This window comes from Polaribacter sp. (assembly GCF_049276715.1).
Lineage (GTDB): Bacteria > Bacteroidota > Bacteroidia > Flavobacteriales > Flavobacteriaceae > Polaribacter.
This window is the reverse complement of the sequence record NZ_JBASWY010000023.1, coordinates 26,334-40,753: the sequence shown is the minus strand read 5'-3', so window position 1 is coordinate 40,753 and position 14,420 is coordinate 26,334. Positions and strand designations below refer to the sequence as shown.

The following is a 14,420-nucleotide window of genomic DNA, read 5'->3' as shown; positions in this document are numbered from 1 at the left end:
GTTTTTATTTTAAAATTCCATTTTTAATACATTTCTTGGAATACCAATATAAAAAAACGGCAAATAAAGGAATCATTATTAACATAGAATACTCCATAGAGCCATACAATTCTTTTCCAGGATTCATAAATAAATTATAACCAGTTTGTGCAATCACTGCTAACAAACCAATTAAGAAAAACGTAGTTGCCAATTTTTTTCTTAGCAATAGTAAAATACACCCAATCACTGATGAAAAAACGGCTATTGCAAAAACGCCTGTAACCCAAGAAGGTGAATTAAAAATATACTCTAATTGCTCTTCTGTGTACATAGATTTAAAACGCTCTGTTTTATAAGTTTGATTTAAATAACCATCTATTCCCATAGAATTCCAAATGAATGCGATAACTCCAATAACCCAAAAAAGTACTCCAGGTTTTTTCTGATCTTCTGACATCTTAAAAAGTTTAAAGGTTGATTTTCTTTTAAAAATAATAAAAAAAAGTTTGCTAATTACAAAATGTAAAGTATATTTGTCATTATATATAATATATTTGTCTAATTGTAAAATAAAATAGCATGTCAAAACAATCAATTTGCGAAAGAGAAAGAAGTCATTTAGAAAAAATGAATAAATTTCAATTGGGAAATCAATTTAAAAAAGTAGGGTATATTATTGCAATAGGAACTTTTGTGATAATGATTGGTAGAAAATATATCGAAAATTCTGAATGGATTAGGCCCATTTTACATGGAATTTTACTTATTGGTTTATTAATAATTTCTTTATCAAAAGAAAAATTAGAAGACGAATTTATAGATAGTTTGCGATCTCAATCCTACAGACTTGCATTTTTAATTGCTATTATATATTCTTTAGTTCAACCTTTAGTTAATTATGCAGTAGGAGTTTTAATTGATAAAAATGAGCAAATAGAATCTTTTGATTATTTTCAAGTATTATTTTTTATGTTAATTGTTCAGTTGATGTTTTTTTGGAAACTAAAAAAAATGAATCAATAAGATGAAAAACACCATAAAAGTTCAACGTGCAATTTTAGATTTAACGCAAGATGATTTAGCAAAAAAAATTGGTGTTTCTAGGCAAACCATAAACTCAATTGAAAAAAATAGATACGTGCCATCTACTGTTTTGGCTTTAAAACTATCTGCTATTTTTAATATTCCTGTAAACGATTTCTTTACTTTAGAGGAGAATGATTAGAATTGTTTTAATCTTTGTAATATGGAATGTAACCTTAATTAGTAATTTAATTTTTAGAAAAATAAATTTTAGTTATAATTAATCAGCAATAGAAATAACCGCTGTTTTAAATAGATTTGCTTTTGCTTTAAAGAAAGAATTCTCTAACTCTATGGCTTTTAATTTTGTTTCTATTAATTTAGATTCACGATAATTAACCAAGAAAAGAGAGCTTTCTCCAAGAAAGAATTTGCGCTCTTCAGCATTTAATAAGGTACCATAATCTTTAACTATGTTTGCAATATAATCGCTTTGAACAACAAAAGATTCTAGTTCTAATTGCACAGCATTTACTTTGTTTTTTATGTTCACTTTCGTAGACATATTTTCAAATTCTGCGTCTTGTAATTTAATTTTAGCTAATTTTAAATCACCTCTTTCTTTTCTAAGAAATAATGGTAGTTTAAATGAAATTCCTGCTTTAAAATTATCAACGTTAAAAGAATTTCCTTGTCTAGGTGTTTCTGTTAAAAAATTATATTGTGCATCTAATTGAGGTAGCAAATTGTTCATTTTTAACTTCCTATCAATATTTAAACTTTCTATTTTATATCCTAAAGATTTAATTTTTGGATGATTTTCAATATCAAAATCCTCGTTATTAAAAAGGGCAATATTAAAAGTTGTATCTACATTATTTATAGTAGATATATCAGGAATAATATTTTCTTGAAGTTCAACAGGAGTATTATCATTCAACCACAAAAAATTCGATAACTCTAAAGAAGCTTTTATCAATTTTATACGTGCTTTCTCTAAATTTAGTTTTCTGTCATTTAAATTTATTCCTGCTTCAAGCGTATCAATAGATGGTTTATCACCTTCCATAAATGCCCTTTTTGTTCCTTTAAAACGAATTTCAGCATTTTCTAAAAAAGAACTATAAACTTCTTTTTCATTGTAATATTGTAACCAATTAAAATAGGAAAGAGATGCGTTATAAAGTATTTCGTTTACTAATATTTGTTGATCTTCTCTAGCTTGATTTATAAAAAACTTAGCCTGTTTTAAAGAAGCCATTCTGTTGTTAATTAATAGTCCTTGCAAAAGTGATGCAGAGATACCAGCTGCATACAAACCGTCTGTTGGAACGTTTGCTTCTGGATTTAAGAAAAGACCATCATTATTTTCGAAGTTTGCTTTAAACTCCAAACCATAATATGTGGGTATTTTAAATACACCATTTAATTTATTGTAATATTCTTTGTCTTTAAATTGTTTTTTATCAAAATCTACTTCAATTTTTGGGTCGAAAGATCCTCTTGCTTTTAACAATTTAGCTTCACTTTCGTTAATTACTAAATTGGCTTGTTTTACAATAGGATGATAGGCTTTTACATATCCTAAAAATTCTGACAATGTTAAAGCTGATTCCACTTTTTCTTGTGAAAAAAGTTTGCCAAACATTAATAAAAATAAGATTAAAATATATTTTTTCATATTTGATGCATCAAATAAATACATAATTTTTATTTCTTTTTTGTTTCAGCTTTACCCTTTGCTTCTCCATCTGGTTGATAATAATTAGGAGGAAAGCTATTAAGCTGTCTCCAAAGTTCGAACCAAATTGGTACATCTTCTAAAAGTGCAATTGTTCTAGCACCAGAACCAACTCTAATTGCATTTGGCCAAGTATGGTCTTTTTCATCTGGAGCCAATAGAATTCTATATTTTCCATTATCGCTTATAAAATTTTCTATAGCGACTACTTTTGCACCATAAGTTCCGTAAGAAACGTTAGGCCAACCAGAAAAAACAATTGCAGGCCAACCATCAAATTGAACGCGTACATTTTCGCCTATGTGAATTAATGGTAAGTCTATAGGTCTTACATAGGTTTCTACAGCTAATTCGTAGGTGATTGGCATAATACCAACTAAATCTTCTCCTTCTTTAAAAGTACCTCCAATTCCACCTCTTAGTGCTTTATTAATAATACCATCTATAGGAGCTGTAATGAAAAGTAAACTATTTCTTACTCTGTAATTACTGTTACTGTTCTCTAATTTAGAAACTTGTGCTTTTGCATCAAAACCACTAGATTCAGCTGTAAATTTCTCACTTTCTGATTTAGAAATCTTATCATCATATTCTGCTTTAATTCTCGAAATTTCTACTTTTGCATTTAAAACTTCGTTTTTAGCAGCTAATAATTTATTTTCCTGCTCAATTAATTTAGCTTCAGTTTCTTGGAGTTTTAGTCTTTTTTCTTCAACATCTTTTACCGCTTTTAAACCTTCTTTTTCCAGAGTTTCATCTCGCGTATATTGCCTTTGTGCAATTTTAATATTTGTTTTAGCAGCTTCGAAACCAATACTATCACTTTGCACTTTAAGTTTAGATTGCAATAATTTGTTCTGAGCCATTTCCAATTTTAATTTCCGTTCTTCTTTTAAGGCAACCATTTGCCTGTTTAAAGCTTCAACTTTAAATTGATAAGCGTTTACAGACGATGATTTAGCGTTTATTTGTTCGCTAGTTCTTTCGATTAATTTATCATCAAAATAATCACTTTTAACCTCAGAAATTCTTAAAATTACATCACCTTTTTTTACGGTATCTCCTTCTCTCACAAACCATTGCTCAATTCTACCAGGAATCTGAGATTGAATAGTTTGAGGCCTATGTTCTGGAGTTAATGTGGTTACCAAACCTTTGCCAGTAATATTTTGGGTCCAAGGCAAAAACAAGCCAATAAATCCAATAATTGCAGCAGCTAATAAAAATTTATTAAAAGCTTTATAGTACTCTTTTGTAAAGATTTTCTCACCAGATTTAAATTTTTTTAAATCTATTGTCTTATATAATTGATTGTTAGAAATGTTTAACATAGCTTTAAGTTATAGATTTAATTTCTCCTTTATCTAATGTAACAATTTGGTTACATTGTGTTCTCCAACTTTTTTTACTACTAACTACGATTAAAGACCATGGTCTGTTAATGTCTATTAAATAATTTATTATTCTTTTGGTTTCATCTAAATTAAATTGATCTAAGGGATCTTCTAAAATCATAATTTTGGGTTGCTTTATAATTGCTCTCGCCAAAATAATTTTTTTTGCAATGGTGTAAGACATTTGTTTACCTTCTGGATATAAAACTGTGTCTAAACCATTTGGTTGTTCTTTTAAAAATTGACCTAAACCAACGATTTCTAAAATATCAAAAATGATATCATCTTTAATTTTATCATTTCTAAATATCAAGTTTTCTCTAATTGTACCTTCAAAAGGTGTTTCTTCTGATAAAGATAAGCCTAATTGAGATCTGTAATGATTTAAGTGTAAACTACTTAATGATAAATTATTAATATAAATATTACCAGAAGTTGGTTCTATAACTCCAGAAATTAAACGTAATAAACTCGATTTTCCAGAACCACTTTCACCAATTACCAATATTCTGCTTTTTGGCGCTATTTTAAGAGAAACTTCTTTCATAATTGGTTTTTTCCTATCTTCAACTTTGTAAGAAACATTATCTAATTCAATAGTTAATCCGTCTTTAAAAGTTGGTGTTTCACCAATTTGAGATTCTAATTGTTTGTCTACAACTTGACCAATTTTTTCGATTGATGTTAAAACATCGTAAAACGATTCCAAACCAATAATTAGTTTTTCTACAGAAGCAATTACTAAAAGAATAATAATTTCTGCAGCCACAAATTGCCCAATATTCATTTCTTGACTCAAAACTAAAGCTCCACCAATTAAAAGCAAACTCGCTGTTACAATTACCTTAAAACCAACCATTTGAGAAAATTGAAGTATTAGGATTTTAAAATGATTTTCTCTAGCTTCTAAGTATTTGTTAACTAATTGGTCGTTTTTAGTCATTGCTAAATTTGTATTTCCAGACAATTTGAAACTAACAACCGTTCTTGCAACTTCTTGAATCCAGTGTGCAACTTTGTATTTAATTTTAGACTCTAGTAAACTTGTTTCTAAACCTTTTTGAGCAGTGAATTTGAAAACAATATAAATTAAGAGCAATAATAGAATTCCAAAAATGATAAAAAATGGATGGTAAAATGATAACAAAATCAATGCAAAAATGATTTGTAAAATTGCTGTGGGAACATCAATTAAAATTTTAGATAACCCTTTCTGAATTGTTAAAGTATCAAAAAAACGATTCGCCAACTCTGGTGGATAATAGTTTCGTAATTCCGTCATTTTTATTTTTGGAAAACGATAGCTTAATTCAAAAGAAGCTCTTGTAAAAATTCGCTGCTGTATTGTTTCTATAATTCTTAATTGCATCAATTGTAATGCTCCAGAGAAAATAACACCAATGGTAACAACAACAACCAAAACTACCCAAGAAGTAGATATTTGAGCACCTTGTATTAAATTAATGATTGCTTGAATACCAAGTGGAAGAGATAAAGCTACAATACCTCCAAAAATTGCATAATAAAAAATTTGGAATATATCCGTTTTTTCTAATCTTAGCAAACCAACAAAACGTTGCCAAGGAGTTAACTGTTTGTTTTTCATTAAATTAAAGTTTGATTTACTAGGTGGATGAAAAATTTAGTAGGTGTTTTTCCATCTTTAGAATTGGTAATCGACGGAAAATGTTCGTTTAAAAAATGTTGATGCAAACCACCTTCTAATATTGCACTTGCTAAACTGAGAGCAAATGGATAATTTGGGTTTACATCAGAAATCATTGCTTCTAATCTAGATATTAGTCTTTTATAAATTTCAAAATACCCTTCTTTATTATCTTTGTCTACTTCTTTCGTTAAAAAAGATTTTGAACTCTCGTTTACGATTATCCTATATAATAAGGTTTCGTTTATATGAGAAAAATTACTATCTTCTTCGATGGTTCTTGTAACAACCATTATAGCTTTTTCTAATTTATCTTTTTTATTGGAAATACTAAAGGTCTCAATCACTAATTGATATTCTAACCAAGCCCAGTACCAAGAAGATAAATATAGTAGTAATTTGTGCTTACTTTCAAAATATCTGTAAATAGAACTTTCATTTGAACTAATCTTATTTCCTAGTTTTTTAAAAGTAAAACTTTCAAAACCAATATCATTAATAATTTTGATACTATTTTCAACAATTCTCTTACCTAATTCAGATGTTTCAGGGTCTTTTATATATATTTTACTTGGAACAGATATTTTTAAAACTGATAATAAATCTTTCATTTCAATAAAATTTAAGCACAAATATAATAGTATTACTATTATTAAAGAAAATTAAACAAACTTTTTTATTATTATTTTAACATTTAGAAAACCAACATAGAAAACTTTAATAATGTAAAACACTATTTTAATTGTAAAATGGAATAAAATGTGTTTGAAAATTTATTTTAAATTCTATTCGCTCAAGATAGTTTTTTTTTTTTTTTTTAGCATTTAGAACATAGATTTCACAAAATTTTATTTTTTAAATCAATTTTGAAAACCTTTATATTTGTAATATCTTTGTATCGTAAAAAACTTATCAATCAAATAAATAGATTATTAAAATTTATTTGACTATCTTAAAATTAGGTTGAATGATTAGTTTCTTTAAAATTAAAGTTAGACTCATTTATTTTAAAATATTTATATAGTTAATGGCAAAATCGCAACAAACTTTTAGTAAAAGTGAAAAAGAGAAAAAACGTTTGAAAAAACGTTTAGACAAACAAAAGAAAATGGACGCTCGAAAGTTAGAAAAAGAGCAAAATGGTACTTCTGGAATTCAATTTGCCTATGTAGATCATAATGGTAATTTATCTGATACTCCACCAGATCCAGATTTAAAAGTGGAGTACGAGTTAGAAGATATCGAAATCTCTGTAACCAAGAAAGAAGATTTACCAGAGGTAGATCCTGTGAGAAAAGGAAAAGTGAATTTCTTTGATTCTTCTAAAGGATTTGGATTTATTATAGACAACGAAAATGGCGAAAAGTATTTTACACACGTAAGTGGTTTAATAGATACCATTACAGAAAATGATAAAGTTTCTTTTGAGTTAGAAAGAGGTATGCGTGGAATGAATGCTGTAAAAGTTAAGAAGATATAATTATATTTATTGCATAATATTTTAAAAACCTATCAATTTTTGTTTGATAGGTTTTTTTATTTTAGTTATTACTCGTTATAAAACTCCATACTTTCCACAATCAATTGTTCAGAAACTTTACAATCAATTTTAAAGTCTTCAAAATCGTTTAAAAGTACAAAGTTTACTTGTCCATTAACATTTTTCTTATCGTGTTTTAGTAAATCCATAATTGAAGAAAAGTCCTCTTTTAAAAGAATAGTTTTGTTGTAAATTGATAAAATAACCTCTTTTACTTCATTTACTTTTTCAGAAGAAAAACCCAATAATTTAGAAGACAGGTAACATTCGCAAACCATACCAATTGCAATGGCTTCTCCATGCGTTAGGTTTTCTTTGTCTTCAGATTCTAAGTAAAAAGATTCAATTGCATGGCCTAAAGTATGGCCGAAATTTAAAATTTTTCGTAAGTTTTTTTCTTTAGGATCTTGTAAAACAACTTCATTTTTTATCTCAATAGATCTAAATATTAAATCACTAATATTTAAGTGTTTATTCTTCTTTATTTCATTAAAAAGTTTAATATCATAAGTTAAACCATATTTAATAATTTCAGCAGTTCCAGATTTTATTTCTCGTTCAGAGAGCGTTTCTAAATAAGCATCATCTACTAAAACCATTTCAGGATTTGCAAACAAGCCAATTTGATTTTTTAAAACTCCTAAATCAACTCCAGTTTTTCCTCCAACAGAAGCATCAACCATAGAAAGTAATGTAGTTGGTATATTTACAAAATCGATTCCACGTTTAAAACAACTAGCCACAAAACCACCTAAATCTGTAATAACCCCACCACCTAAAGTAATTAGTAAACTTTTTCTATCACCACCCAATTCTGTAATTGCGTTCCAAACACCAATACAAGTTTCAAGGTTTTTATTAATTTCACCAGACTCTATTTCTATAACTTCAATAGTTTTATCAGTATCTAAAAATGGAATAAATTTAGGATAACAATCTTCAAACGTATTTTCATCAACTAAAATAAAAATTGTAGAATAGTTTTTCTTTGCAATTAATTTGGAAAGTTCTTTGTAGCCACTTTTTTTAAAAAGTACAGGATAACTTACAGCTTGTATAGTTTTCATGGGTTTTATTATTCTATTTGCAAATTAAAAGGAATTTATTGAATTAATTATGCTTATCAGCTATCTTTGTAACGTCTTAAAAATATTTTTTATGAAACTTTTCGATAACACAGAGGTTGCATTTGCTTTAAAAACTGATTCTCAGCTAGAGAGAGCTTATTTTTTGTTTAGAATGATTCAAAATCAACCAATGGTAAAAATTGGAAGTGCAGTTACAAATTTTGCACTAAAAGCACATTTACCAATAGAAGGTTTAATTCGTTCTACAGTTTTCGATCATTTTTGTGGAGGCGTAAATGAAGACGATTGTTTGCCAATTATAGACAATATGTATAATAATGGAAATGTATATAGTGTTTTAGATTATTCTGTGGAAGGTAAAGATGAAGAAGCTAGTTTTGATGGTGCTTTAGAAAAAATTTTAAGAATCCTTAATTTTTGTGAAGAGAAAAAATCGATTCCTTACGCTGTATTTAAACCTACAGGTTTTGGTAGATTTGCTTTGTATCAAAAATTATCCGAAGGAAAGTCTTTAAATAACAACGAACAAGAAGAATGGAATAGAGTAGTAGCTCGTTTTCATAAAGTATGCAAAGTTGCTGTAGAAAAAGATGTTCCTTTATTAATTGATGCAGAAGAAAGTTGGATGCAAAAGGCTGCAGACGAATTAATTGAAGAATTAATGGAAACTTATAATAAAAATAAAGCCATTGTTTTTAATACGTTACAAATGTATAGACATGACAGAATGGATTATTTAAAAGCTTTGCATGAAAAAGCAAAAATAAAAGGATTTCATATTGGAATGAAGGTAGTGAGAGGAGCTTACATGGAAAAAGAAAGAGATAGAGCAGAAGAAAAAGGATATACTTCTCCAATTTGCGAAAACAAAAAGGCAACTGACGAAAATTATGACAATGCCATTAAATATATGATGGAGCAATCAAAAATGGCATTATTTGCGGGTACTCATAACGAAGATAGCTCTTATCTATTAATGGATTTAGCAAAAAAACACAATATTGATGCAAATGATAAAAGACTTTGGTTTGGTCAATTATTTGGTATGAGCGACCATATTAGTTACAATTTAGCTAATCAAGGTTACAATGTTGCAAAATACTTACCTTTCGGACCTGTAAGAGATGTCATGCCATATCTAATAAGAAGAGCAGAAGAAAATACTTCTGTGGCTGGGCAAACAAGTAGAGAGTTAAATCTGTTAAAAACAGAAAGAAAACGTAGAAAATTAGAATGAAAACTGTTGATGAAATAAAAATACTATTGCAAAAAAATAAATTGAGATTGTATGAAGAATTATCTCAAAACAAGGAGGCAATGTATTTAATTAGTAAATCTACGCACACAAAATTATTACCAGAAGAAAAAGAAAAGATTAAAATTAAGTTGTTAGATATTTGCAAAACAATACCAGCTTTGGCGGTTTTTTTATTACCTGGAGGCACGTTGTTATTGCCAGTTTTAATCAAATTAATTCCAGATATTTTGCCATCTACGTTTAGAGATAATCCTACAAAAAATTAATTTGGGCGTTACTTTATTCTGAAAGCATTCATAAAAAAGTCGCGCTTTACGCTATATCTTTTTTGTGAAAAACAAAAAAGGATGTCGCTTCGATCGCTAACGCAACCATAAAAAGACTTTCAGAAAAATGAAATGGTTTTTTTCACTTTTAAAAACCTAAAAAATAATTCCTATAAATACATTTAATTCGTCATAAAAAAGAACTACTTTTGCACGAAATTTAAGAAGGCAGTTATGCAATCAATTAGAAACATCGCAATTATAGCACACGTAGATCATGGTAAAACAACTTTGGTCGATAAAATTATAGACCAAGCAAAGATTTTAGACGATCGAAAAGAACGTACAGATTTGTTATTGGATAACAACGATTTGGAAAGAGAAAGAGGAATTACCATTCTTTCTAAAAATGTATCTGTAAATTATAATAGTGTAAAAATCAATGTAATAGATACACCAGGTCACGCAGATTTTGGAGGAGAAGTAGAGCGTGTGTTAAAAATGGCTGATGGTGTTTTGTTATTGGTTGATGCATTCGAAGGTCCAATGCCACAAACTCGTTTTGTATTGGGAAAAGCTTTAGAATTAGGATTAACTCCAATCGTAGTTGTAAATAAAGTAGATAAAGAAAACTGTACACCAGATTTAGTGCATGAAAAAGTCTTTGATTTAATGTTTGCCTTAGAAGCTACAGAAGAACAATTAGATTTTACTACTATATATGGTTCTGCTAAAAATGGTTGGATGTCTACAGATTGGCAAGAACCTAAAGATAATATTATCGATTTATTAGATGCAGTTATAGCATCGATACCAGAAGCTCCATACAGAGAAGGTTCTCCTCAAATGCAAATTACTTCATTAGATTTTTCTGCTTTTACTGGTAGAATTGCAATTGGTCGTGTTTACAGAGGTGATTTGGAAGAAAACAAAGATTACATGCTTTGTAAAAGAGATGGTTCTACTAAGAAAGTTAGAATTAAAGAATTACACATTTTTGAAGGAATGGGTAAAGCAAAAGTTTCTAAAGTTAGAAGTGGAGATATTTGTGCAATTACAGGTATAGAAGGTTTTGAAATTGGAGATACTATCGCAGATCTAGAAAATCCAGAAGCATTGCCAAGAATTGAAGTAGATCAACCTACTATGAGTATGTTGTTCACCATCAATAATTCACCTTTCTTTGGTAAAGAAGGTAAATTTGTAACATCTCGTCATTTACGTGACAGATTGTTCAAAGAAATGGAAAAAAACCTGGCATTAAGAGTAGATACTACAGATTCTGAAGATAAATTTAACGTTTTCGGACGTGGAATTTTACATTTATCAGTATTAATAGAAACAATGCGTAGAGAAGGTTATGAGTTACAAGTTGGTAGACCAGAAGTAATTATTAAAGATATTGATGGTGTAAAATGCGAACCTTATGAAACACTTTCTATTGATGTTCCAGAAGATGTTGCTTCAAAAGCCATAAACTTAGTTTCTTTGCGTAAAGGAGATTTACTAGTAATGGAACCAAAAGGAGATTTACAACATTTAGAGTTTGTAATTCCTTCTAGAGGTTTAATTGGTTTGCGTAATAAAATTTTAACAGCAACTGCTGGTACAGCTATTATTAACCATAGATTTACTGAGTATGGCCCTTATAAAGGCGAATTTGCTGAAGATATAAAAGGAGCAATCGTTTCTTCTGCAGCTGGTAAAGCAACTGCGTATGCAATTGATAGATTGCAGGACAGAGGTCGTTTTTTCATAGATATTAACGAAGAAATTTATATTGGGCAAGTTGTTGGAGAAAACAGCAAGGATACTGATATGGGTGTAAACTTAATTAAAGGTAAGCAATTAACTAACATGCGTAAATCTGGTACAGACGAAGCTATGAAAATAGCACCTAAAACAGATTTTTCTTTAGAAGAATGTATGGAATACATTAAAGAGGATGAATATTTAGAAGTTACACCAGCAAGTTTGCGTATGCGTAAAATTAATTTTAGACCATAATTAAATTTTTTAATCATCATAGTTTATTAAATATTTAAATTTTTATAGAAATCATTTGGAACTTTATAAATAATATTTAGATATTTGCATCTATTACAAAAGAAATGAAATTTATTCAAAATCATCATCATCATTTTTACAATTGCTCTCAAGCGATTTAAAAATGTATTGAATAAAATCAAGATATTTATAAACCTGTTTGAGCAAATCAAACAGGTTTTTATTTTTTAACCTTATTTGCTCAAGCCAAACTAAAATTTAAAAATGAATAATTTAAGAATTGCCGTTCAAAAATCTGGAAGATTAAATGAAGATTCCATGGAAATTTTAAAAGCTATAGGAATTTCTATAGACAATGGTATTGATCAATTAAAAGCATCTGCGCGTAATTTTCCTGTAGAAGTTTTTTATTTAAGAAATGGAGATATTCCTCAGTATTTAAGAGATGGAGTAGTAGATGCAGCAATAATTGGCGAAAATGTTTTAATCGAAAAAGGAAATGATATTGATTTTGTAGAACGTTTAGGATTTTCTAAATGTAAAGTATCTATAGCCGTTCCAAAAGAATCAAAAGCCAATTCTTTAAAAGATTTAGATGGTAAACGCATTGCTACTTCTTACCCAGAAACTGTTCAAAAATATTTAAACGAATATAATATAGATGCTAAATTGCATATTATTAATGGTTCTGTAGAAATTGCACCTAATATTGGTTTAGCAGATGGTATTTGCGATATTGTTTCAAGTGGAAGTACACTCTTTAAAAACGGATTAAAAGAAATAGAAGTGCTCTTTAAATCGGAAGCTGTTTTAGCAGTTTCTCCTCAAATTTCTGAAGATAGAAAAGTAATTTTAGAAAAAATTCAGTTTCGAATTCAATCTGTTTTAAAAGGTAGAAATTCTAAATATGTACTATTAAATGCGCCAAATGATAAAGTTGAATCTATTATCAATTTATTACCAGGTATGAAAAGTCCAACAGTTTTACCTTTAGCAGAAAAAGGTTGGAGTTCCATACATTCAGTAATTGATAAAGATAAATTTTGGGATGTAATTGATGAGTTAAAAGCAAATGGAGCGCAAGGAATTTTAGTGTGTCCAATTGAAAACATGGTTTTATAAGATGAAAACAATTTTAAATCCACAAAAAAAAGATTGGTCGAAAATTTTACAAAGACCAACAAAAACAGTCGATGACATTGAAAAAACTGTAAATCAAATTTTTGATGATGTAAAAAGAAATGGAGACAAATCCGTTAATAAATACACAAAACTATTTGATGGAGTTTCAACCGAGAATAGTTTAGTTTCTAAAGAAGAAATTGACGAAGCTATTTCTTTGGTTTCAGAAGAGTTAAAACAAGCAATTATTGTTGCTCAAAAAAATATAACAGCTTTTCATTTAGCACAAAAAACTGAAAAAGTTTTCATAGAAACAGCAAAAGGAGTAGAATGTTGGCAAGAAAAAAGACCAATTCAAAAAGTAGGTTTATACATTCCTGGAGGAACTGCACCACTTTTTTCAACAGTTTTAATGCTGGCAATTCCTGCTCAAATTGCTGGTTGTAAAGAAATTGTTTTATGTTCTCCACCAAATAAAGAAGGTAAAATTCATCCAGCAATTTTATTTGCAGCCAATTTATGTGGCGTAACTAAAATTATTAAAGTTGGCGGAATTCAAGCAGTTGCAGGTTTAACTTTTGGAACAAAAAACATTCCACAAGTATATAAAGTCTTTGGACCAGGAAATCAATTTGTAACAGTTGCAAAACAATTGGCAACTAAATATGGAGTTGCTATAGATATGCCTGCAGGGCCAAGTGAATTATTGATAGTTGCAGACGATTCAGCAAACGCAAGTTTTGTAGCATCAGATTTATTAAGTCAAGCAGAACATGGAGCAGACAGTCAAGTAATTTTAGTATCTACATCAAAAAAACTAATTGAAGATGTTGAAATTGAAATTAACAAACAAATTTTAGACCTGCCAAGAGTTGAAATTGCTCAAAAAGCAATTGCAAATTCAAAATCTATTTTTGTAGAAACTAATGAAATTGCATTAGAATTAATAAACGAATATGGGCCAGAACATTTTATAGTTTGTACGAATAACAATGATTTTTATATTGATAATATAGAAAATGCAGGTTCTGTTTTTATAGGTAATTATACTCCAGAAAGTGCAGGAGATTATGCCTCAGGCACCAATCATACTTTGCCAACAAATGGATTTAGTAAGGCGTATTCTGGCGTAAACTTAGATAGCTTTATGAAAAGTATTACCTTTCAAAAAATTTCGAAAGAAGGAATTCAAAATATTGGAGAATCTATAGAAATTATGGCAGCAGCAGAGGGTTTACAAGCGCACAAAAATGCAGTAACTTTAAGATTAAACGATTTAAAATAGCTTAACAAATTGTCACTTCGAGTGATTTCGAAGAATGAGAAATAGTAT

Annotated in this window: 14 protein-coding genes; 8 read left to right on the top strand and 6 right to left on the bottom strand. The window is 28.7% G+C overall.

The genetic code is table 11. From position 1 onward, the window contains the following. Positions 1-4 precede the first annotated feature (4 nt). A complete protein-coding gene (locus WAO74_RS06300; protein WP_422160485.1) occupies positions 5-439 on the bottom strand; it encodes a hypothetical protein in 435 nt (144 codons plus the stop codon). A 122-nt stretch (positions 440-561) separates the two neighbouring features. Between WAO74_RS06300 and WAO74_RS06295 the strand changes: the two genes are divergently transcribed. Both WAO74_RS06295 and WAO74_RS06290 read left to right on the top strand, forming a co-directional pair. Further along, entirely contained in the window at positions 562-1,005 is a 444-nt protein-coding gene (locus WAO74_RS06295; RefSeq protein WP_422160484.1) for a hypothetical protein, read from the top strand. Position 1,006: 1 nt separating this feature from the next. Beyond that, positions 1,007-1,207 (top strand): helix-turn-helix transcriptional regulator, encoded by a 201-nt coding sequence (locus WAO74_RS06290; protein WP_422160482.1) that lies wholly within the window; start codon positions 1,007-1,009, stop codon positions 1,205-1,207. 78 nt (positions 1,208-1,285) lie between these two features. Here the strand turns inward: WAO74_RS06290 and WAO74_RS06285 are convergent, their stop codons facing one another. The 4 genes from WAO74_RS06285 to WAO74_RS06270 are packed head-to-tail and all read right to left on the bottom strand — an operon-like array spanning position 1,286 to position 6,417. Then, complete coding sequence (locus WAO74_RS06285) at positions 1,286-2,686, bottom strand: TolC family protein (protein WP_422160480.1); 1,401 nt, start codon at positions 2,684-2,686, stop codon at positions 1,286-1,288. A 29-nt stretch (positions 2,687-2,715) separates the two neighbouring features. Further along, entirely contained in the window at positions 2,716-4,077 is a 1,362-nt protein-coding gene (locus tag WAO74_RS06280; protein WP_422160478.1) for an HlyD family secretion protein, read from the bottom strand. Positions 4,078-4,081: 4 nt separating this feature from the next. Further along, positions 4,082-5,746, bottom strand: coding sequence for a peptidase domain-containing ABC transporter (locus WAO74_RS06275; protein ID WP_422160476.1), 1,665 nt, complete (start codon positions 5,744-5,746; stop codon positions 4,082-4,084). Further along, complete coding sequence (locus WAO74_RS06270) at positions 5,746-6,417, bottom strand: TetR/AcrR family transcriptional regulator (RefSeq protein WP_422160474.1); 672 nt, start codon at positions 6,415-6,417, stop codon at positions 5,746-5,748. Before WAO74_RS06270 ends, WAO74_RS06275 begins: the two co-directional genes overlap by 1 nt. A gap of 416 nt (positions 6,418-6,833) precedes the next feature. Here WAO74_RS06270 and WAO74_RS06265 point away from each other — a divergent pair, with 416 nt between their 5' ends. Next, on the top strand, positions 6,834-7,286 hold the full coding sequence (locus WAO74_RS06265) for a cold-shock protein (RefSeq protein ID WP_422160472.1): 453 nt from the start codon (positions 6,834-6,836) through the stop codon (positions 7,284-7,286). A 68-nt stretch (positions 7,287-7,354) separates the two neighbouring features. Here WAO74_RS06265 and aroB read toward each other — a convergent pair whose 3' ends face one another. After that, the gene (gene aroB / locus WAO74_RS06260; protein WP_422160470.1) at positions 7,355-8,413 is read right to left on the bottom strand and encodes a 3-dehydroquinate synthase; all 1,059 of its coding nucleotides are present in this window, start codon (positions 8,411-8,413) and stop codon (positions 7,355-7,357) included. Positions 8,414-8,504: 91 nt separating this feature from the next. Between aroB and WAO74_RS06255 the strand changes: the two genes are divergently transcribed. The 5 genes from WAO74_RS06255 (at position 8,505) to hisD (ending at position 14,372) form a co-directional block, all read left to right on the top strand. Then, complete coding sequence (locus tag WAO74_RS06255; RefSeq protein ID WP_422160468.1) at positions 8,505-9,671, top strand: proline dehydrogenase family protein; 1,167 nt, start codon at positions 8,505-8,507, stop codon at positions 9,669-9,671. After that, complete coding sequence (locus WAO74_RS06250) at positions 9,668-9,958, top strand: LETM1 domain-containing protein (protein WP_422160466.1); 291 nt, start codon at positions 9,668-9,670, stop codon at positions 9,956-9,958. The genes WAO74_RS06255 and WAO74_RS06250 overlap by 4 nt, the downstream gene beginning before the upstream one ends. A 234-nt stretch (positions 9,959-10,192) precedes the next feature. Continuing rightward, positions 10,193-11,965, top strand: a complete 1,773-nt coding sequence (typA, locus tag WAO74_RS06245; protein WP_422160464.1) for a translational GTPase TypA — start codon at positions 10,193-10,195, stop codon at positions 11,963-11,965. A 264-nt stretch (positions 11,966-12,229) separates the two neighbouring features. Further along, entirely contained in the window at positions 12,230-13,087 is an 858-nt protein-coding gene (hisG, locus tag WAO74_RS06240; protein WP_422160462.1) for an ATP phosphoribosyltransferase, read from the top strand. A 1-nt stretch (position 13,088) separates the two neighbouring features. Then, positions 13,089-14,372: a histidinol dehydrogenase gene (gene hisD, locus WAO74_RS06235; protein WP_422160460.1), complete on the top strand. Its 1,284-nt coding sequence runs from the start codon at positions 13,089-13,091 to the stop codon at positions 14,370-14,372. Positions 14,373-14,420: the final 48 nt, after the last annotated feature.